This is a genomic window from Pontibacter indicus, from assembly GCF_900156345.1.
GTDB lineage: Bacteria > Bacteroidota > Bacteroidia > Cytophagales > Hymenobacteraceae > Pontibacter > Pontibacter indicus.
Genome location: NZ_FTPP01000001.1, coordinates 32,743 through 53,515, shown reverse-complemented (window position 1 = coordinate 53,515; position 20,773 = coordinate 32,743). Strand labels below are relative to the sequence as shown.

The 20,773-nt window shown below is 53.0% G+C and carries 16 protein-coding genes; 11 read left to right on the top strand and 5 right to left on the bottom strand.

Annotated features, from left to right (window positions below):
• Positions 1-25: 25 nt before the first annotated feature.
• From B0B12_RS00195 to B0B12_RS00185, 3 genes are all read right to left on the bottom strand, one after another.
• Positions 26-1,357 (bottom strand): TldD/PmbA family protein, encoded by a 1,332-nt coding sequence (locus B0B12_RS00195; RefSeq protein WP_076665517.1) that lies wholly within the window; start codon positions 1,355-1,357, stop codon positions 26-28.
• Between the two features lie 172 nt (positions 1,358-1,529).
• On the bottom strand, positions 1,530-3,161 hold the full coding sequence (locus B0B12_RS00190; protein ID WP_076665516.1) for a TldD/PmbA family protein: 1,632 nt from the start codon (positions 3,159-3,161) through the stop codon (positions 1,530-1,532).
• A gap of 189 nt (positions 3,162-3,350) precedes the next feature.
• On the bottom strand, positions 3,351-6,257 hold the full coding sequence (locus B0B12_RS00185) for a S9 family peptidase (RefSeq protein ID WP_076665515.1): 2,907 nt from the start codon (positions 6,255-6,257) through the stop codon (positions 3,351-3,353).
• Positions 6,258-6,538: 281 nt separating this feature from the next.
• Here B0B12_RS00185 and B0B12_RS00180 point away from each other — a divergent pair, with 281 nt between their 5' ends.
• From B0B12_RS00180 to B0B12_RS00155, 6 genes are all read left to right on the top strand, one after another.
• Positions 6,539-7,723: an acetyl-CoA C-acyltransferase gene (locus B0B12_RS00180; protein ID WP_076665514.1), complete on the top strand. Its 1,185-nt coding sequence runs from the start codon at positions 6,539-6,541 to the stop codon at positions 7,721-7,723.
• Positions 7,724-7,846: 123 nt separating this feature from the next.
• Positions 7,847-8,377, top strand: a complete 531-nt coding sequence (locus B0B12_RS00175; protein ID WP_076665513.1) for a hypothetical protein — start codon at positions 7,847-7,849, stop codon at positions 8,375-8,377.
• Between the two features lie 35 nt (positions 8,378-8,412).
• Positions 8,413-9,741 carry a toxin-antitoxin system YwqK family antitoxin gene (locus tag B0B12_RS00170; RefSeq protein WP_076665512.1) on the top strand — a complete coding sequence of 443 codons (1,329 nt, stop codon included), beginning with the start codon at positions 8,413-8,415 and terminating at the stop codon, positions 9,739-9,741.
• Positions 9,742-9,858: 117 nt separating this feature from the next.
• Positions 9,859-10,623, top strand: coding sequence for a hypothetical protein (locus tag B0B12_RS00165; protein WP_076665511.1), 765 nt, complete (start codon positions 9,859-9,861; stop codon positions 10,621-10,623).
• 7 nt (positions 10,624-10,630) lie between these two features.
• Positions 10,631-11,080 carry a GNAT family N-acetyltransferase gene (locus B0B12_RS00160; RefSeq protein WP_076665510.1) on the top strand — a complete coding sequence of 150 codons (450 nt, stop codon included), beginning with the start codon at positions 10,631-10,633 and terminating at the stop codon, positions 11,078-11,080.
• Positions 11,081-11,202: 122 nt separating this feature from the next.
• Positions 11,203-12,870, top strand: a complete 1,668-nt coding sequence (locus B0B12_RS00155; protein WP_076665509.1) for an alpha-amylase family protein — start codon at positions 11,203-11,205, stop codon at positions 12,868-12,870.
• A 46-nt stretch (positions 12,871-12,916) separates the two neighbouring features.
• Here B0B12_RS00155 and B0B12_RS00150 read toward each other — a convergent pair whose 3' ends face one another.
• Both B0B12_RS00150 and B0B12_RS00145 read right to left on the bottom strand, forming a co-directional pair.
• On the bottom strand, positions 12,917-14,059 hold the full coding sequence (locus B0B12_RS00150) for a DEAD/DEAH box helicase (RefSeq protein ID WP_076665508.1): 1,143 nt from the start codon (positions 14,057-14,059) through the stop codon (positions 12,917-12,919).
• Positions 14,060-14,115: 56 nt separating this feature from the next.
• The gene (locus B0B12_RS00145) at positions 14,116-14,862 is read right to left on the bottom strand and encodes a multidrug transporter (protein WP_076665507.1); all 747 of its coding nucleotides are present in this window, start codon (positions 14,860-14,862) and stop codon (positions 14,116-14,118) included.
• Positions 14,863-15,176: 314 nt separating this feature from the next.
• Here B0B12_RS00145 and bioB point away from each other — a divergent pair, with 314 nt between their 5' ends.
• The 5 genes from bioB (at position 15,177) to bioA (ending at position 20,251) form a co-directional block, all read left to right on the top strand.
• Complete coding sequence (bioB, locus tag B0B12_RS00140) at positions 15,177-16,175, top strand: biotin synthase BioB (protein ID WP_076665506.1); 999 nt, start codon at positions 15,177-15,179, stop codon at positions 16,173-16,175.
• A 212-nt stretch (positions 16,176-16,387) separates the two neighbouring features.
• Positions 16,388-17,521 carry an aminotransferase class I/II-fold pyridoxal phosphate-dependent enzyme gene (locus B0B12_RS00135; RefSeq protein ID WP_076665505.1) on the top strand — a complete coding sequence of 378 codons (1,134 nt, stop codon included), beginning with the start codon at positions 16,388-16,390 and terminating at the stop codon, positions 17,519-17,521.
• Positions 17,518-18,132 carry a dethiobiotin synthase gene (bioD, locus tag B0B12_RS00130; protein WP_076665504.1) on the top strand — a complete coding sequence of 205 codons (615 nt, stop codon included), beginning with the start codon at positions 17,518-17,520 and terminating at the stop codon, positions 18,130-18,132. Before B0B12_RS00135 ends, bioD begins: the two co-directional genes overlap by 4 nt.
• Before the next feature lie 170 nt (positions 18,133-18,302).
• Positions 18,303-18,875: a hypothetical protein gene (locus B0B12_RS00125; RefSeq protein ID WP_076665503.1), complete on the top strand. Its 573-nt coding sequence runs from the start codon at positions 18,303-18,305 to the stop codon at positions 18,873-18,875.
• A gap of 47 nt (positions 18,876-18,922) precedes the next feature.
• Positions 18,923-20,251, top strand: coding sequence for an adenosylmethionine--8-amino-7-oxononanoate transaminase (gene bioA / locus B0B12_RS00120; protein WP_076665502.1), 1,329 nt, complete (start codon positions 18,923-18,925; stop codon positions 20,249-20,251).
• The last annotated feature ends 522 nt before the right edge of the window (positions 20,252-20,773 follow it).

Genomic DNA, 20,773 nt, shown 5'->3' with positions numbered 1-20,773 from the left:
GAGAATGTTTCGAAAAATGGCTGCGCTATACGGCGTCTGATAGACTGCTGAAAGTGAAGTCACGGACTTTGAGTGGCGGCAAAATGTAGTTGACATTCGACTCGCCACTTACCACGCGTTCCGGCCGGCCCATTTCCTCCAGGTTGTTGAGCATGATGATGGGGCTTTCGTTGAAGCGGAAGTTCTTCACAGGATGCTTTATTTTTCCGTTCTCTATGAGGAACGTACCGTCGCGCGTCAGGCCCGTAAGCAAGAGCGTTTGCGGGTCTACGGAGCGGATGTACCACAGGCGTGTCACTAGGATGCCGCGCTTCGTGTTCTTGATCATGTCCTCCAGGGAGGCCTTGCCACCTTCCATGATCGCGTTGTTCGGCATGGGGATCGACTTGGCTCCTTTGTTTTCTGCCCAGTAGCGGGAAGCGTACAGGTTCTTCACTACACCGCTCTCGATCCAGTTCACGCGCTCCACGGGCCTACCGTCGCCGCTCCAGGTGGCGGCAGGCAGTTCGGGATGCGTGGGGTCTGAGTAGATGTTCACTTTCGCATCCACCAACTTCTCCCCTATTTTAGTCTTGCCGCCTTGTTTGCTCATAAAACTGCGGCCCTCGTCGGCGCTGCGGGCATCCATGTTGAAGAACATATTTTCGAGCAGCACCGCGACTGCGGCAGGCTCCAGTATCACGGTATACTTGCCTGGCTCCAGGGCCACGGCTTTGGCCGATCCTTCGGCTTTGTCCATCGCTATTTTGGAAGCTGCGGCCGTGTTGAGTTTCGAGATGTCGTTATACCCGCGGGAGGCGTAGCCCGATCCCGTGCCCTCCTCGTTGCGCACTGTTACCGAGAACTCCACATCGGTGCTGGGGTGGTAAGCAAACAAACCCTTGGAGTTGAGCATGGCCTGAAAACCGGCGTTGTGCTGCAAGTAACCGGCTGCCTTCAGCTTTCGCTCTCGGGCGGGCAGTATGCTGGCTGCTGCCGCATCGGAACGTTGCTGTGGTGAGAAGTCGGCGGTGCTTTTGAAGTAGGCGTTGGAGCTACGGTATTTCTGCGGTCCCAGTATGGGCATGTACTCTGGGTTCTCAGGCGCCAGTTGCGCCAGTTCCTCAGAACGGCGCACCACTTTTTCGAGTGAGGCATCGTCAAACTCGTTGATGGTGGCGATACCTGTCTTCTTGCCAAAAGCGGAGGTCACGACCAGACTGGAAGTGCTGTTTTCGCCGCTCGTCGACACGGCATTGTTGGCGTAGCGTATGTTGCCACTTGTGCTGCCCTGCAGGTTCACCACGCACTCATCGGCCTTGGAAAACTTAAGGGCCTTCTGCATGATCTCCCGCGCCTGTTGTTCTGTGAAAAGCATAGTTTCTTTTAGTTAGAGAGTTTGGGAGTTTAGGAGTTTGAGAGTTCTCTAGTTAGAAAGTTAAAAGGTTTGGAGGTTAGAAAGGAGTAAGAATATAGGCAGTACATCGCTAGTGTCTCTACTCTTCCTTCTCTAACTCCTGAACTCTCTAACTCTCAAATTCCTAAACTTATCAGATTTTCCTGGCTGTATTGATCACGTTTACGCCGTTGAAGCGGGCGGTGGCGCTACCATGCGACACGGCACTTACCTGCATCGGTTGCCCTTTGCCGTCGAAGAAGGAGCCGCCCAGGCGGTAGTCGCGTTCGTCGCAGATGGCGGAGCAGGAATTCCAGAACTCCTGTGTGTTGCTCTGGTAGGCCACATCGCGCAACTGGCCGGCAATTTGCCCGTCCTTTATCTCGTAGAAGAGCTGTCCGCCGAACTGGAAATTATAGCGCTGCTGGTCGATGGAGAAGGAACCATCGCCAATGATGTAGATGCCCTTCTTCACGTCTTTGATCATGTCCTGCACGCTGAGCGGGGTTTTGCCTGCCGCCAGCGACACGTTCGGCATGCGCTGGAACTGCACTGAGCTCCAGCTGTCGGCGTAGCTGCAGCCATGCGATTCCTTCTCGCCGATGATGTGCGCCTGGTCGCGGGTGGCCTGGTAGTTCACCAAGGTACCGTCTTTCACCAGATCCCATTGTTTGGTCTTCACGCCTTCATCGTCGTAACCTACCGCTCCAAGCGAGCCCGGCTGCGTTTTGTCGGCGAAGAGGTTAACGATTTTGCTACCGTAGTTAAAATTCTTGGTTTTCCATTTGTCCAGCGTGGCGAAAGAGGTGCCCGCGAAGTTCGCTTCGTAGCCCAGCACACGATCGAGCTCCAGCGGGTGCCCCACCGACTCGTGTATGGTCAGCCACAGGTGCGACGGGTCGAGCACGAGGTCGTACTTGCCTGCTTCAACGGATTTGGCCTTCAGTTTCTCCACCGCCTGCTTGCCGGCGGCGGCGGCATCCTCCAGCATGTCGTAATGCTTGCCGTAGAGCGTGGTGACGCTGGCAGTCTTGCTTTCCTTGCGGCCATCCAGGTACTCGTAGCCCATGCCCATCGGCGCGCTCAGCGACTGCCGTGTCTCGAATTTGCCTGTGGCGGGGTCGATGGCCGTGGCCGTGAAGACTGGCCAGATGCGGTGCACGTCCTGGTCGATGTAAGAGCCGTCGGTAGAGGCAAAGTATTTTTGTTCATTCACCAGAAAGAGCAGCGAGTTCATGTAGTTGGCGCCATTCTTCATAGCGGCATCGTTGGCAGCGAGCAGCAGATCGGCTTTCTCTTTAACAGGTATAGCCAGTGCATTTTTCTCGATGGGTGTTTTCCAACTCACTTCGCCATAGCCGCGCTGCGGTGCCAGTTGAACCGGCTGTTCGAGCAGCTTGGCGTTGGCTTTGGCAATGGCCACAGCCTTCTTGGCCATGCTGGCGATGTTGTCTTTGGTGATGTTGTCAGCTGCCACAAAACCCCAGGCGCCGTCGGCGATCACGCGTATACCTGCGCCGTAAGACTCGGTGTTGACAGTGTTCTCCACTTTATTGTCGCGGGTGATGACGAACTGGTTGAGGTAGCGGCCTACCCGGACATCGGCGTAGGTCGCGCCACTGGATCGAGCGGCGTTCAGGGCCACATCAGCCAGCTCTTTCCGGAGCCCTACATCCATGGTCTCCAGCAGCACCTCCGGTGACACATCTTTCCCGATTAGGGGGATAGGCAGCATCAGCGCACCAGCGCCCATACCTGCCAGGTACATAAAATCACGACGTTTCAAATTATCTCAGTTAGGTGAAAAGCGTTCTTAAACTAAGAAACGTCTTTCACAAACACAAGTTTTTATCGGTTTTTAAATAATATACGAAACACTATTTTTCGGCTATTAAACTGATGCTTTCTTAAACGAACAGCGGCCGCCTCTTTTGGAGACGGCCGCTGCCTTTCAGGTACAGACGGGTATAGAATACTACTCTTTTGGAGCAGAAGATACCTGCGGTTCGATCAGCTCAAAACCATAGTCCTTTCCTTTCAGCAGAGTCGGAACACCCTGGTCCATCCACTTCGGAGCCGGAGCCCCTTTGAGGTAATGGTCGAAGAACTGAGACATGCGTACCGACAGGTCTTTGCGATTTTTGCGCTGCATCAGGTTGTGGTCCTCGCCGTTGTACACGAGCATCCAAACCGGCTTCTCCAGACGGCGCAGCGCCATGAAGAACTCGATGCCTTGGTACCACGGCACGGCACCGTCCTGGTCGTTGTGCATGATGAGTAATGGCGTCTTCACACGGTCGGCGAAGAAGAGCGGGGAGTTCTCAATAAACTGCATCGGTTTTTCCCACAGCGTGCCGCCGATGCGGCTCTGCGTGCGCTCGTACTGAAACTGACGACTCAGACCTGTGCCCCAACGGATACCGCCGTACGCACTCGTCATGTTCGACACAGGCGCACCGGCCATGGCTGCCTTGAACATGTTGGTGCGCGTCACCATGTAGGCGATCTGGTATCCGCCCCAGCTCTGCCCTTGCAAAGCCATGTTCTTGTCGTCCACAAAGCCCTGCGCCACGATGCTCTGCACACCCGGTATAATACAGTCCATGGCGCTTTCGCCCGGATAGCCTTCGGTGTACACAATGTCTGGCACGAAAACCAGGTAGTCGTTGCTCACAAAGTAGGGGATATTGATGGTAGAGGCGCTCGGCGCGGGCACGCGGTGGTTATGGATACCGTCCGAAGAGCGCTCGTAGAAGTACACCATCATCGGGTATTTTTTCTTCGGATCAAAATTCTCCGGCTTGTACAGGAGTCCTTCCAAAGGTATACCGTCCGTTGATTTCCAGCTGACCAGTTCCACATTACCCCACAGGTAGTCCTTCATCTGCGGATTGGCATCGCTCAGTTTCTCGGCGTTGGCAAAGCTCAGGTCGGAAGTATAGAGGTCGTTGTACTCGCGGAAAGAACCGCGGCGGAACGTAATGCGGTCGCTGTTCTTGGCTTTCTTAAATGAGGTATAGCCGTGCGGTGTCATCACCAGTTTTTCGGGCTGCATGGTTTTGCTCACGTGGTCGCGGAAGAAACCGGCCGACTTGTCAACGGTGTTGAAGGCGCTCAGGTATAGGGTCGCGTTTTCAGGTATAAACTTCTCTTCACTGTCAAGTTGCTCGTAGCGCAGGCGCACTTTGTTAGTGCGGCCATACTTGTCGGTCAGGTTTTCAGGGGCTTTTTTGCCGCTCGGGTCCAGCTTCCAGATGTCGAAGCGGTCGTATACCAAAAACGCATTGTCCTTTTCTACCCAGCCAGCGGCGCCATAAGACCCTGGCAAGGAAGGAATGTCGTTGTCTTCTTCATAAAATGGCAAACCGATGCGCTTGGTCAGGTTGAGGTTCGCCCCGCCTTTGGTGTTCATGGCATGCCAGCTGCTGTCAGTTGGTTCGTACCAGTACACGTAGCTGCCCTGTGGCGACAGGCGCGGAAAACCTCTTGTCTCGTTCAATATCTGCTTGCTGGTACCCTTTTTCAGGTCGATCAGGTAGGCGTCTTTGCGGGTTGGGGTGTCGTAGCCGACGGTGAGCTTATACTTCTCGTCGCTCACACCCAGCGCTACGTCCGACTGACCATAGGCGTCCAGGTATACGTCCGGCATCTCCAGGGTGGCCAGCTGCTGCATTTTCTTGCCGCGCAGGTCGTACATCGCCAGGAAAGAGCGCTTCTGGTCGCGGCTCAATTGCTTGAGCTGCATCGGCTGAATGAGCGGATCTTTGTAGCCCCAGATGTCCAGGTTTACTTTCTCCTCCTCTAGCTTGGTGGTATCTTTTTCAAAGCGGGTCGGGCGCGGGAAGGTACCGAAGAACAGACGACGGCCGTCTTCGGAGAAGCGCAGGTTACCATGCTCGCTCACCATCCAGGCCTTTGGCATCCCCCTGGTCACGGTGTCGGCCAGCGTCACAGCTTTGTTGTCCTTCTTGTTCCAGTGGTAGAGGTTGAAGTAACGTAGCTCTGCTCCTACCGTGTCCTTAGTCGCTACATAGGCCAGTTGCTCGCCCGCCTTGTCAGTGCTGATGCCGGTGTAAGTTACCTTGCCCGTATCGATCGGCATTACCTTAAGGTCAGCCGTGCTGAAGGCGTATACCCCGGCCGTGTGCAGCGAGTCGAGTTCGTCTTTCACGAAATAGAGCATATTGCCCTTCTCGGAAAACACATAATCCACTACGCGGTTAAAGCGGTACTCCTGTCCGCTTTGCAGGTTGCGCACCACCAGTTCCGTGCCTTCCGACTTCTTCTGTTTCAGCTTAGGGGCTGGCTTGGCGGCAGCGGTTTTGGCAGGCTCTGTTTTCGGAGTTTCAGGTATAGCGGGTTCTGTTTTCGGGTCTTCTTTTTTGGCTGCTTCCTTTTTGGCCGGAAGCGGTTTCTCCAGTTGGTAGGCTACCCAGTTGCTGTCCTCTTTCGGCAGCTTGTAAGACTTCACGCGCGGCACTTTCACCACGTTCATGTTCTCCAGTGCCACAATAGCCAGCGAGTCTTTCGGCAGATCGTCGCCTTTTTTCTTCTTCAGCTTGAGCGCACGCACCTTGTTATATTCCGGCTTGATCTGGAACACGGCGTAGCGGCTGTCGTTGGTAAACTCCGCTTTAGTGCCACGCGCAAATTCTTTCCAGGCCTTGTTGGCGTAGTTGCGAATGTAGAGTGTACCGTCGCCTTCCTGCGGATCGACGTTGAACAATACGTATTGGCCGTTGTTGGAGAGTTTGTCCCCGGCCACTCCTTTCCAACTGTCGTATACGTCGTGGGTGAGTGGTTTTTTGGTGGCTTGCTGCTGTGCCTGCGCCTGTGTAAGGCCGGTACCGAACAACGCCATCAACAATAAGAATTTCTTCATTGTAAAAGGCTTGGCTATTGGTTAGCGGATCTGATTGGTTCTCTAAATGTACAAATTATTTTGCGCCTGCACGCGTTATTCCCTTAGAGGTTACTCCAGAAGGAAGGTTTAAAATCAGCTGGTTCCGCAAATACATTTTCGTGATAACCTATACCTTGCTGAGGACTAACAATTTAACCATTAAACCATTTAACCTTTGATAAGCCATTTACCTAACGATTGTTTGGTTTTCCGCTTGAATCCTGATAATTTCACACTATAAAACTATAAGACACAATCTTATGCAAACGAAAGAAGTTTATATAATCTCGGCTGTGCGTACTCCAATCGGTAGCTTTGGCGGCGCGCTGGCCAGCCTGACTGCCACGGAACTGGGCGCTGCCGCTATTAAAGGTGCGCTCGAGAAAGCCGGTGTTGACAAAGAGCAGGTACAGGAAGTGATCATGGGCAACGTGCTGTCGGCCAACGTGGGTCAGGCCCCTGCCCGTCAGGCGGCTGTGAAGGCCGGACTTGGCTATAACGTGGAGTGTACGACCATCAACAAGGTATGCGCATCCGGTACAAAAGCGATCATGTATGCGGCGCAGGCGATCATGCTGGGTCACAAAGACGTGATCGTGGCGGGTGGTATGGAGAGCATGAGCAACGTGCCTTACTACCTCGACAAAGCCCGTTTCGGCGCCAAATTGGGTCACGGTCAGATGATCGACGGCCTGATGAAAGACGGTCTGTGGGATGTGTACAACGACTTCCACATGGGCAATGCCGCTGAGAACACAGCCCGCGAAATGAAGATCACCCGCGAAATGCAGGACGAATACGCGACACAGTCTTACAAAAAAGTAGCCGCCGCCACGGAGGCAGGTATGCTGAAGGATGAGATCGTGCCGGTGGAGATTCCGCAGCGTGGCAAAGACCCGATTGTGGTAACAGAAGACGAAGAATACAAGAAGGTAAACTTCGAGAAAATGGCTGGTCTGCGTCCTGTGTTTGACAAAGCAGGTACAGTAACGGCCGCCAACGCCTCTACTTTGAACGACGGTGCCGCTGCGCTGTTGCTCATGAGCAAAGAGAAAGCAGAGGAGCTGGGCGTGAAGCCAATTGCCAAAATACGTGGTTTTGCCGATGCAGAGCAGGATCCGATCTGGTTCACCACCACGCCTTCACTGGCTATACCTAAGGCGCTGAAGAACGCCGGCGTGTCGCCTGAGGAAGTAGATTTCTACGAGATCAACGAAGCCTTCTCGGTGGTATCGATCGCCAACAACCAGAAACTTGGTCTGGAAGGCGGCAACGTGAACGTGTTTGGTGGTGCTGTATCACTGGGTCACCCACTGGGTGCTTCCGGTGCGCGCATCGTGACCACGCTCTGCAACGTGCTCGACAAGAAAGGCGGTAAGATCGGTGTATCCGGTATCTGCAACGGCGGTGGCGGTGCCTCTGCTCTTGTGATCGAGAAAATGTAATTGCCCAAACAGGTATATTTTTTGCAGGAAGCCTTACGTTATTCGTAGGGCTTCTTTTTTGTACCTTGTCTGAATATTAAACTGTTTGCCATACTTTTGGTGTTTATCCCTTTTAGAGCACACATGACATTAGAAACTGAACTGGCCAGGTTTTGGGAATGGGCCAAGATGACACCCGAGACTTACAACGAACAAAGAGGTCTGGGTGAGTGGGAAGCCGACTATCCTAGCTGGGAAGCGCTGCACAAGGCGGCCAACGAGGCGCTGGAGCTACTTAACAATGAGTTCAATCATGACCTGGCACAACAGCTGGTGTATGCCCTGGCCATCGACAACGAGGCGGGCGTGGTGCTCAAAAGTGTAGAAGAGAAATTAGAAGACCCGCTGCGTTTCGTGCGGAAGGCCGTTTTCTCGAATCAGCCGCAGGCCAAATGGCAGATGGCGGAGTTGCTTGGCCATGTGGAAGTGGAAGGCCGTGAGAAAATGCTGCTGCAATTGATTGACGGCGAAGATAAATATGTGGTCCGCCGTGCCTTGCTAAGTCTGAACAAAGTGAACCCGACCAAAGCGGCTGAACTGGCCCAGAAATACGTGCGCGATACCGACCCGTTTATGAAGCTGGTCGCAAAAGAAATTACCAAAAAGAAGGTATAGCCTTATACCTTAGAAATAGACAGAAATTAGTACCCATGTCGAAATTGCTTTCGCTTATACCTGTGGCCTTGCTCCTGAGCACCGTAGCCTTCGGTCAGAATCTCCGCAAGGTGACCACCTATCACGATGAGTCCATGACCAGCGTGAAAGAGGTCTACTACATGACGCCGGATTCGGCCATTGTGGGCTACTACAACCGTTACTACCCTACCGGTGAACGCGAGGCTTTTGCCAAATTCGTGGCCGGTAAGAAAGACAGCGTGTTCACGGAATATTACCAGAACGGGCAGCCGCGCATGCAGGTAACTTATGTGCAGGACCAGAAACAGGGTCCGTTTCGTGCTTTTCATCCGGACGGCCGCTTGCTGCAGGAGGGCAGTTATGAGAAGGACCAGCAGAGCAACGTATTTAAGACGTTTTATGCCGATGGCAAAGTGCGCAAGGAAACCAACTTTGTGAATGGTTTTCCGGAGGGGCTGGTGCGTGAGTTTTACCCGAATGGCAAGTTGAAGTCGGAGATTACCTACAAAAACAGCCAGCAGAATGGTCCGGCCAAAACCTACTTCGACAACGGCAACCTCGAAACTGAAGGCACTTACCGCAACGGCATGCTGGAAGGCTCTTACAAAACCTATTTCGACAACGGCCAGCTGGAGACCGAAGTGATCAATGTAGCGGGCCAGCGGAACGGCACCTTCAAAAGCTACTACCGCAGTGGCAAACTCAGCACCGAGGGCAGCTTTGTGTCCGGCAAAATGCACGGCCCATCCAAAGCCTATTTCGAGAACGGTAACCTACGCAGCATGATCACTTACCGCAACGGGCAGGTGCAGGGCCTTTCACAGATTTACTACGAAGACGGGAAACTGAAGGAAGAAGGCCAGTACAGCAACAACGGCGACGACCGCAAAATCACGACTTACTACCCTTCTGGCAACATAAAAACCGAGGAGCAATACAAAAATAAACTGCGCACCGGTAACTGGAAAACTTACTATGACGCCCCTGGCAAAAAGGTAGAAATAGCAGAAACTTTTAACGCCGACAAACTGACCGGGGAACGTGTGGTGTACTATGAAAATGGCCAGGCCAAAGCCAGGTATACCTACGGCAAAGGCGATGGTAAAATCGTGAGCAGTAAGGAGTATTACGAGAGCGGCAAACTTAAGTCAGAAACTAGCTACAAAGACGGCCTTCGCTTCGGCCCCTACAAACAATACTTCGAAGACGGCAAAGTGGAAGTGCTCGGCCAGCACCGCAACAACCGGGCTACCGGTACTTGGAAGTACCACAACGAAGACGGCAAGGTATACAAGACCAGGCTTTACCGCAACGGTGAGGTGGTGGAGGAGAAAGAAAAGTAAGATTCACGATAGGTATAGGAGGATCCCCCGCTCTAGAGAGTGGGGGATTTTTTTTTGTTTCCGCTATGAATGTTTTGCACCTGACTATTTTATACTTTTAGGTATAGCAATCCTGACATGCGCCAACACTTACTTCTATTCCTGTTTCTATTTTTCACTTCCTGTAATAAGAGTTCTGATTCTTTGCCAGAATCGCCAGAATCAAAATCTGTGCGGGAAGAAGCTGTTGATAAAAAGGTCACCGAATCAAGAAGTAATGCCCTTGGCTTGTTTCTGATGGAACTGGCAACGAAAGAAGACTTTCAAGACGCCAAGAACCTATTTCAGGATAGCTTTCTGCAAGACACCCAGCAGGTACGTAAAGTAGATAGCGCAATTAGACTGAAGACAAAAAGGGGCTGGAATCCTTATGTTGTTTTCACTGATACACTACTTGACACCGATGATGATGCAATAAGGGAATACCAGTACCTGGGTCAATACAAAGAACTAGATAAATACCTAGTTAGCGGTAGCTTTTGGGAACATTTCGAGTGTTATGCGGTCGATAAAGAAACTGGCCAGATCACAACGTTCTGGAACTGTCCTACTATCTCTCCGGACAAGAAAATGCTGGCCAATCTAAGTATGGCTTATGGACTGGAAGGCGTTCCGAATGGTATACAAGTTTGGAAAGTAGAACACGAATACCAAAATCAGCAAGGCCCCATTGCCATATCCAAATTTATCGAAATTGACCAGCAGGTTTGGGCACCAGATGATTTTGTATGGAAATCACCTTCTTCCATCATTCTTCAAGTTTTCTCCATCGAAACATTTTGGGAAAAACAGGGTGACCTCACTGAAGATGACTTTCAATATCTCCGACTGAAATTCAACTAATTTTGCCATGCGCTACCGCGAAGCCACAACATCCGACATCCCCCAACTCCAGATCATCCGCCATTCGGTAAAAGAGAATATTCTCTCCGACCCGACGCTGGTGACCGACGAACTCTGCGCGCTATACCTGACCGAGCGCGGCAAAGGCTGGGTATGCGAGGTGGATGGGAAAATAGTGGGCTTCTCGATCGTGGACCTGCAGGAGCATAATGTGTGGGCCTTGTTCCTTCTTCCCGAATTTGAAGGCCAAGGTATAGGCAAGCAACTGCACCACATCATGCTCGACTGGTATTTCCGGCAAACAAAAGATACCCTCTGGCTGGGCACCGACCCAGGCACGCGAGCCGAGCAATTTTACCGCAGGCATGGTTGGAAAGAGATCGGTATACACGGACGCAGCGAGATAAAATTTGAGATGCGCTACGAAAACTGGAAAGCAGCTAAAAACAATCAATAACGATCAGGCTATACCTGCCTTAGCCTCTGCTTCGTGAACCTCCCAGATCCCTCGGCCCGACTTTTGCCCGCTTTCTCCCGTATAGACGAATCACTTTTTCACCACCCCATAACCGATTCGCTATGCTTGAAGAGCTCTGGTATAAAAATGCAATCATCTACAGTCTCGACCTTGAAACGTTCATGGACCTGAACGGCGACGGCGTGGGCGACTTCGAAGGACTTGCCCGCCGCCTCGACTACCTCAACGCCATGGGCATCGACTGCATCTGGCTCGCCCCTTTTCAGCCCACCCCCAACAAAGACAACGGCTACGATATTTCTGACTACTATGGCGTAGACCCGCGCCATGGCTCCAGCGGCAACTTCGTGGAGTTTATGCACCAGGCCAACAAGCGCGGCATCAAGGTCATCATTGACCTGGTGGTGAACCATACCTCCGACCAGCACCCCTGGTTTCAGGACGCCCGCAGCAGCGAGAGCGCCAAGCACCGCGACTGGTACGTCTGGAACAAAGAAAAACCGTCTGACTGGAATGAAGGCATGGTGTTTCCGGGGGTACAGGAGTCAACCTGGAGCTACGACAAAAAAGCCAAATCCTGGTACTACCACCGCTTCCACTATTTTCAGCCCGATCTGAACTGGGACAACCCCGACGTGCGGGCCGAGATCAAGCGCATCATCGGTTTTTGGCTAGAGCTAGGTATAGCCGGCTTCCGGGTGGATGCCGTGCCCTTTATGATCGAGTCGCCGGAGCCGAACACAAGCAAGCACGAGCTGAACTTCGACTACTTGTGCGAAATGCGCCAATTTGTGCAGTGGCGTCGCGGCGAGGCGATTCTGCTGGGCGAAGCCAATGTGATGCCTGAGGAAAACAAAAAATACTTCGGTGAGAAAGGCGACGGCATCCACATGATGTTTAATTTCTATGTGAACCAGTACGTCTTTTATGCGCTGGCCACAGGCCAAGTCGAGCCCCTCGAAAAAGCTTTGGAGGCCACCCGCACGCACCACCACACGGTGCAGTGGGCCCACTTCCTGCGCAACCACGACGAGCTGGACCTGGGCCGCCTGTCGGATGAGGAGCGCGAGGAGGTATTCTCCCGTTTTGCCCCGGACGAAGACATGCAACTCTACGACCGCGGCATTCGCCGCCGCCTGAGCACCATGCTCGGCAACCGGCAGCAGAGCGAGCTGGCCTACAGCCTGATGTTCTCGCTGCCCGGCACTCCCGTTATCCGTTACGGCGACGAGATTGGAATGGGCGATGACCTGAGCCTGAAAGAGCGCGATGCCGTACGCACCCCCATGCAGTGGACGGACGATTTTCAGGGTGGGTTCTCGAAGGCCGAAAAACTGGTGCACCCCATCATCGACAAGGGCCCTTACTCCTACCACCACATCAATGTAGAGAATCAGCGCCGCGACCCGAACTCCATGCTAAACTGGATGATGTCGCTGATCCGGCTGCGGCAAGAATGTACCGAAATTGGCTGGGGAGACTGGCAGATCCTGAAAACAAACAAAGAGACGGTGCTTTGCCTACATTACAGCTGGCAGGGCAGTTCGCTCATCATTCTGCATAACTTCGACATGATGGCGCACGAAGTAGTCCTGGACATGAAGCAGCAGAAAAACGACAAGGAAGAGAAAGAGTACAAACTGGTAGACCTGATGGTAAACTATACCAGCGAAGCCGACGAGAAAGGCCGGCATTACATCACCCTTGATGCCTACGGCTACCGCTGGTTCCGGGCTGGCGACCTGAGTCACCTGCTCAAAAAGAGTTAGGAATACAGGTATAGGTACGAGGCTCGACTTCTGTCCCTATACCTGGCTACTGTCCCTGCAGGTCAATTGTGTCAGTGGGTAACACTTCTACCTTTACTCCCATCTTTTTCTGGATGATCTTGAAGTGATGCGCGTCTTCTGGCGTGATCAACGAAATGGCTTCGCCGGAAGCCTCGGCTCGACCGGTACGGCCAATGCGGTGCACATAGTCTTTGGGAGAGCGGGGCAGTTCGTAATTGATCACGTAGGGCAGAAATTTGATGTCTATACCTCGCGAGGCTAGGTCAGTAGCGACCAGCACCCGCAGTTTGCCGGCTTTAAACTGACGAAGCGCCTCCGTTCTGCCACCCTGGCTTCTGTCGCCGTGAAAAGCTGCCGCTTCTATCCCGTGCTTCTTCAGTTTGCCCACCACGTTGTCGGCTGTGCGGATAGATGAGGCGAACACGAGCACCTGCTGCATGTCGTGTTGCCGGATGAGGTAGCGCAGCAAAGGGCCCTTCTTTTCAGGATCTACCTGATAGGCTACCTGCCTGATCAGCTCGGGTACCGTAGCCTCTTCCTGCACCGTGATTCGTACAGGGTCTCTCAGGAGCTTTGCGATCAGGTCTTCCACATCCTGGCTCAGCGTGGCTGAGAACAAGAGGTTTTGTCGACGGGCAGGAAGCAGGGCAAGCAGTTTGTTCACCTCCTCCTGAAATCCCAGGTTCAGCATTTTGTCGGCCTCGTCGAGCACCAGCGTTTCTACCTCCGAAAGGTGCACCGCCTTGTGCTCGATCAGGTCCAGCAGGCGGCCGGGTGTGGCCACGAGCACATCGGTGCCACTCAGCTTCATCATCTGCGGGTTAATCGATGCGCCACCAAACACTGCCAGCGTTTTGACAGGTCGCTCAAGTTTCTTTCCGAAAGCACGGAACACCTCTTCAATTTGCACTGCCAGTTCGCGCGTAGGCACCAGCACCAGCGTGCGCACATAGCGGTTGCGGCCGGGTTGTTTCTGCTGGTGCATCTGCAAGATAGGTAGTGCAAAACTGGCCGTCTTACCGGAACCCGTTTGCGCTATACCTAGCAGGTCCTTCCCTTTCAGAATGGCAGGTATAGCCTGCGCCTGTATGGGATAAGGGGCGGTATAGCCGTGGGCCTGGATGGAACGGAGGAGCGGTGCCGAAAGGCCCAGTGAGGAAAATGACATAGATTCAGGTATGAGATAGTGGGCGTATGGCCGTATACCTGCAAAGGTACGAATATTTATGCTTCGCTGTCTTTGGGAGTGATCAGCACTTGTGTGCCATACCTGGCTAGGTAGTCGAGCAAGGTATAGATGAAGAGCGCTACGCCAGTCATTTCCAGCAATTCCTCCAAACAATAAAGGATACGGTTGTACAGGTGGTCGATGCCGTAGCGCTTGTAGAGGTAGCCTTCGAAAAACTCCAGCCCCAATGCGCCTGTCACAAACAGCGCGCCCGACAGCAGGATCAGCTTGCGGGTATAGGTGGGCAAGCGGAGCACGAAACGCAGAAAATAGGCTACCACGGCCAGCGTGAGCACACTGTAGGGCACCACCCAGGCCCAGTGCAGCATACCTGACAGGTCGGTCGCCAGACGGGGGCGTACAAAATCGGCCACCCGCTCGTGTACCTGCGTGTTTTCATCAATGGCCATGAATAGGAAAATGCACCCCAGAATAAACCAGTGACGGGTATAGCTTTCCGGTGCGGAGAGCTTATGCTGACGGTGAATCAGAAAGAGGAGTCCGCTGGCGGCCAACAGCATCACCGAAGAGAAAAAAGCAGGAACGTTACTCTCGCCGTTGAAGGTAAAGTAATACATCAGTATTCGCGTTAGCCTGGACTCATACTGCAGCACACTGTCCAGTATAATCCCGGCAATATCAGCCAGCAGCAGCACGATAATTAACCTGACAAGGCCCCGGAACACTTTTTCAGGCGAAAGCAGCAGTGGTGTGATGACTGTAGAAGTAGAGGTCAGATGCATAGAAGAACAAGCCAGGAAAGAACGATACCATATACAGATACAGGTATACCTGAAAATCTCCTCTACTGTTGCCACACATCTGCCCAAACCAACCTTCACCCTGAGCAAGCAACCATCCTAAATCCCGCTCTCTATACCTGTGTTCCAACCCTGACCCGGCAAATTCTGTTTCCCAACAAATTAACAAACCATTTTATCCACAAGAATAGTACAGCAGCTGAAATAGTTAACAAGTTATCCACCAAACATACCACCAGGTTTGATTTTTTATTCCTAAATCTTCAAATTACCTTCGTAATCCAAACCCGAGGAATATGATGGAAAACGGACAGAACGCAGTAATTCGTAACGACTGGACACTGGAAGAGATCAAGGCGATCTACTACAAGCCGGTGCTGGAACTGATCGTAGAAGCAGCCCAAGTACATAAGCAATACCAGGCGACTGGCGAGGTGCAGGTATGTACCTTGTTGTCAGTCAAAACTGGCGGCTGCCCGGAAGACTGTGCCTACTGTCCGCAGGCGGCTCGTTTCCACACGGGTGTAGATGTACACAAACTGCTGAGCCAGGAGCAGGTGCTCTCGGCCGCGCAGCGTGCCAAAGACGGCGGCTCCACCCGTTTCTGCATGGGGGCAGCCTGGCGCGAAGTGCGCGACAACCGCGACTTCGACAAGGTGCTCGACATGGTGAAGGGCGTGAACGAGATGGGACTGGAAGTTTGCTGTACCCTGGGTATGGTGAACGAGTACCAAGCCGAAAAGCTGAAAGAGGCCGGCCTTTACGCCTATAACCACAACCTCGACACGTCAGAAGAGAATTACTCGAATATTATTACAACCCGTACCTACGACGACCGCCTCGACACGATCGAGAACGTGCGTAAGGCAGGTATATCCGTTTGCTCGGGTGGCATTATCGGACTGGGTGAAACGGACGAAGACCGCATCGGTATGCTCCATACCTTGTCTACCCTGGTACAGCACCCGGAGTCTGTTCCGGTGAATGCACTGGTGCCGGTTAAGGGCACGCCGCTGGAGAACCAGCCGCTGGTGACCGTTTGGGAAATGGTGCGCATGATCGCGACGGCCCGTATCCTGATGCCGAAAACCATGGTGCGTTTGTCGGCTGGCCGTGAGCGCATGAGCGTCACCGATCAGGCCCTTTGCTTCCTGGCCGGCGCCAACTCTATCTTCACAGGAGAGAAACTACTGACAACCCCGAACCCGGATTTCGACGCAGACAAAGCCATGTTCGACCTGTTAGGTCTGACACCACGCAAGTCATTCAAAGAAGAGGCTCAGCACGTTTGCTAGGTTCATGGCGATGGCCTGACAAAGGATTTTTTGACAAAGGACAAAAGACTATTTTCTTGTAAACGGTTGTCACCCCCTGCCCCCTTCAAAGGGAGACACTCAATATGCGTACATTCTCCTTGAAATACACATTGTGAGAAAAGTCCACCTTTGAAGGGGGCAGGGGGATGATCGCTCTTGAGAATTGAAATCAGAAAGCTGAATTCTTCCCAATGTCTGATGTCCTGAAAAATAAATTACAGCAGAAGCTGGCGGAGCGGGCTGCGCAGGACACTTTGCGCGCACTCAAAACCACCGCCGGGCTCATTGACTTCTGCTCCAACGACTACCTCGGCCTTGCTCGCAGCGAGAAACTGCGGGCGCTCATCCACAAGGAAGAGGAGCACTATAGACATTTACCATTGGGGGCGACGGGCTCCCGACTGCTATCGGGCAACCACGGCCTTTTCGAAGAGCTGGAAGGTATCATCGCGTCCTACCACAAGGGGGAGGCGGCGCTGCTTTTCAATTCGGGCTATACGGCTAACGTAGGCCTGTTGTCTGCCCTGCCGCAGCGTGGCGACACTGTGTTTTATGACGAGGCCAGCCATGCCTCCATGAAAGACGGTTTGCGCCTGAGCTTTGCCAAGACCTATGCCTTCCGCCACAACAGCGTGGAGGATTTGCGGCAGAAGCTGAAGCACGCGACCGGGCAGGTATACGTGGTCGTGGAGTCGGTCTACTCCATGGATGGCGACAAGGCGCCTTTGCCGGAACTGGCGCAGGTATGTAACGAGCACAGTGCCGCCCTGATAGTAGACGAAGCCCATGCCGTAGGTTTGTACGGCCCCAAAGGCGAAGGCCTGACCGTGGCCCTTGGGCTGGAGGAACAGGTATTTGCGCAGGTCATCACCTATGGCAAAGCCATGGGCGCACATGGGGCGGCCGTGGTGGGGCCGCAGGTGCTGCGCGACTTTTTGATTAACTATAGTAGAGCATTTATTTACACCACAGGTCTGCCAAAACATGCGCTGGTTGCCCTCAAGTGTGCCTATACCTTGCTGCCCGATCTGGCGCCTGAGCGCGCGCGCGCGCAGCAGTTAGCGACCCGACTGTACCAGAAACTGAACAAACTTAGCGGCATACGCTGCACCCCGGAAAACAGCGTGATCCTCTCTGTTTTCCCGCAACAGTCCCGGCAACTCAAGGCGCTGGCGGCTGCGCTGCAAACTGCTGGATTTGATGTGCGCCCCGTGCTGCCTCCTACTGTGCCCGCCGGCACAGAGCGGCTCCGCGTGATCGTGCATACCTATAATAGTGAAGAAGAAATTGACGGCCTCGTGCAGGCCATAGCGAAAGGTACATGAAAAGATATTTTGTAACAGGCATCGGAACGGACGTTGGCAAAACAGTTGCCGCAGCCATACTCACCGAAGCCCTGCAAGCCGACTACTGGAAACCCGTGCAGGCAGGAGGCCTGGACTTCACCGACACAGACATGGTCAAGAGTCTGGTTTCGAATGAAAAATCTGTGTTTCACCCCGAAGCCTACCGTCTCAAGATAGCGGCGTCTCCGCACAAAGCCGCAGCTGCCGAAGGCATCGAGATCGATGTGCACGGGCTGAAACTGCCGGAGACGCGGAACAACCTGATTGTGGAAGGAGCCGGTGGTCTAATGGTGCCCCTGAACAAGCGCTACCTGGTGCTGGACCTGGTGCAGCAGCTGGGGCTGGAGGTGATCCTGGTGTCCAGAAACTACCTGGGCTCGATCAACCATACCCTGCTCACGGCGGAGGTATTGCGCTACCGCAAGGTTCCGGTGGCGGGCATCATTTTTAATGGCGAAGAAAACCAGACGTCCGAAGACTTTATTGTGAAGTATACCGGCTTGCGCCGTCTACCATCCATCCGCCAGGAAGCTGATTTCTGCCAGGAGGCTGTGGCTCAGTACGCTAAAGATTTCGTACCCCACTTATAAGCTGCTATAACAAAGGATAAACCGCACAGTTGCCTATTGAGAATACTCTACAAAACGACGACACTTACTGTACTTTAAAACGCATTCTGGTTCAGTTGCCTGTCTCGCAGACAGCTGAGTCAGGGTAAGATTTAAACAGGTGCTATACCTGCATCACGTATACCTGGATTATGGAAGAAGAGGAACTGCTGCAGAAGTTAAGTCAGCCCTTAGGCAAACTTCAGATACAGGAGCTCGCCGCGAAAACGAACTCGGGCAAGCTGTCGGTGCAACAGCTTTTAGTGTTTAGTTCTTCTCCTAAAGACCGGTCAGTGGCCTTTCGCGCTGCCTGGGTGCTGGAGTATGTAGCCTACACCTTCCCAAAGCAGTTTCTGCCATACCTGCCCGCTTTTGTTGACAAGCTGCCGGCACAACATAACCAGAGCTGCCAGCGGCACTATTCCAAAATACTGATGTGCTGCGCCAACCCGGATGCCAATCCGCTTTATAAAGCGGCATGGCGCGCACTGCCCGATCGTGAACCCGTGGTAGAGACTATGTTCGAGTGGCTGATCAACCCACGGACACCCGTCGCGGTAAAAGTCAACTGCCTGGACGTGCTCGTATACCTGCAGCCCGAATTTCCCTGGGTGAAAGACGAATTACTGGCCCAGACCGAGTTCCTGATGAAAGACGGCTCACCCGCTATGCTCAGCCGAGGCAAACGTATACTCAAGCGCTTTTTCCCCAGAAACGGTAGGTAAATCCCCTCCCCTTGCCTACTTTCGCAGCAAAGCGCATACATCGTACCATGTCCACCACCCCAAATCTTGCCACCCGCGATCAGCAGGTCATTTGGCACCCCTACACGCAAATGAAGACTGCCGCCCTCGCTATACCTATTGTAAAGGGTGAGGGTGCGCTGCTCTATGCCGAGGATGGTAAGACCTATGTGGATGCCGTTGCTTCGTGGTGGGTGAACCTGCACGGGCATGCACATCCTTACATTGCCCAGAAAGTGGCTGAGCAGCTACAAACGTTGGAGCACGTCATCTTCGCCGGCTTCACGCACCCCGCCGCCGTGACCTTTGCCGAACGCCTGATCCAAATCCTGCCACAGGGACAAAGCCGTATTTTCTACTCCGACAATGGTTCTACCGCCGTGGAGGTGGCCCTGAAAATGGCCATCCAGTACTGGCAGAACACAGGTATACCGAAGCGCAAGATCATCGCCTTCCGCGACAGTTATCATGGCGATACTTTCGGAGCGATGGCCGTGAGTGCCCGTAGCGCTTTCACCGCACCCTTCTGGTCCTACCTATTTGAGGTATGCTTTATCGATGTACCTGTAGCTGGCAACGAAGAAGAAACTTTAAAGCAGTTGGAGGCTTATGCCCTGGCAGGCGATGTGGCCGCTTTTATTTATGAACCCTTGGTACTGGGTACGGCCGGTATGGTGATGTATACCCCGGAAGTACTGGAGCGGCTTCTCGAAGTCTGCCAGCAGCACGACATCCTGACCATCGCCGACGAGGTGATGACGGGCTTCGGTCGCACGGGCCACATCTTTGCCAGCGACTACCTGCAGCGCAAACCGGATATGGTGGCCCTTTCAAAAGGCCTGACAGGCGGCACGATGGCCTTGGGCGCAACCTCCTGCAACGAGAAAGTTTACGAGGCCTTCCTCAGCGACGACAAGCGCAAAACCCTTTTCCATGGGCATAGCTATACCGCAAACCCCGTCGCCTGTGCCGCCGGACTGGCCAGCCTGGACCTTTTGCTGCAAGAGGAGACCCAGCAGCATATAGAGCGCATCGGCCAGCGTCACGCTGTTTTTGCTCAGCAATTCCGGAAGCTACCGAAGGTACTGGAAGTGCGCCAGCGGGGCACCATACTGGCTGTTGAGTTTGAGGCAGACGGAACCTCCTATTTCAATAAAATGGGCGATACCCTCTACAGCTTTGCGCTGGAGCAAGGAGTCATTCTCCGTCCGCTCGGTAACATCATTTACATTATCCCACCCTATTGTATCACGGACGAGCAACTCGACCAGGTATACCAGACAATCCGGGGTATGCAGCAACTGATCACGGGGGACCGTTACTTTGAGCCGCCTACCCACACGACGCTGCACGATTAATGAAACGATGACAGATTCATTTTGGGAAAGATGAAGTAAATTGTGCAATAAACAATGGTGAATAACTATCTATAGAGCTAATAACGCAGAGAAGTCGCACTAACTAAAGCTATACATAAATAGCTTTTAAACAGAAACTTACGTTGTATTTTGCAAAAATTATTCAGTCCAGGACAACACCTCACGCTCAACAGCTACTCTTCCCACCTTCACCATATCCCCTCATTTTAAATCCAAATCTTTCAAAAAAATCCACTCTTAGGAAGAGACTTTCCAACTTTTGGAAATTATTATTCAGCATCCCGCGCTAGCTATGTCCGGAAGTATCCAAAACTTCAGCACACCCAAAAAAATTACGACTGATTATCAAATACTTACACTTACAATAATACTATTTATACCTAAATTAAAAGTGCTATAGAAAATGGCATTTGATTTTCTTCCGAACCAGCCATTAACCAGCTAGGCTTAGCTAAGTAGGATTCGCCATCTCTATATTATCTATCGGAGGGTTAAGTTTTA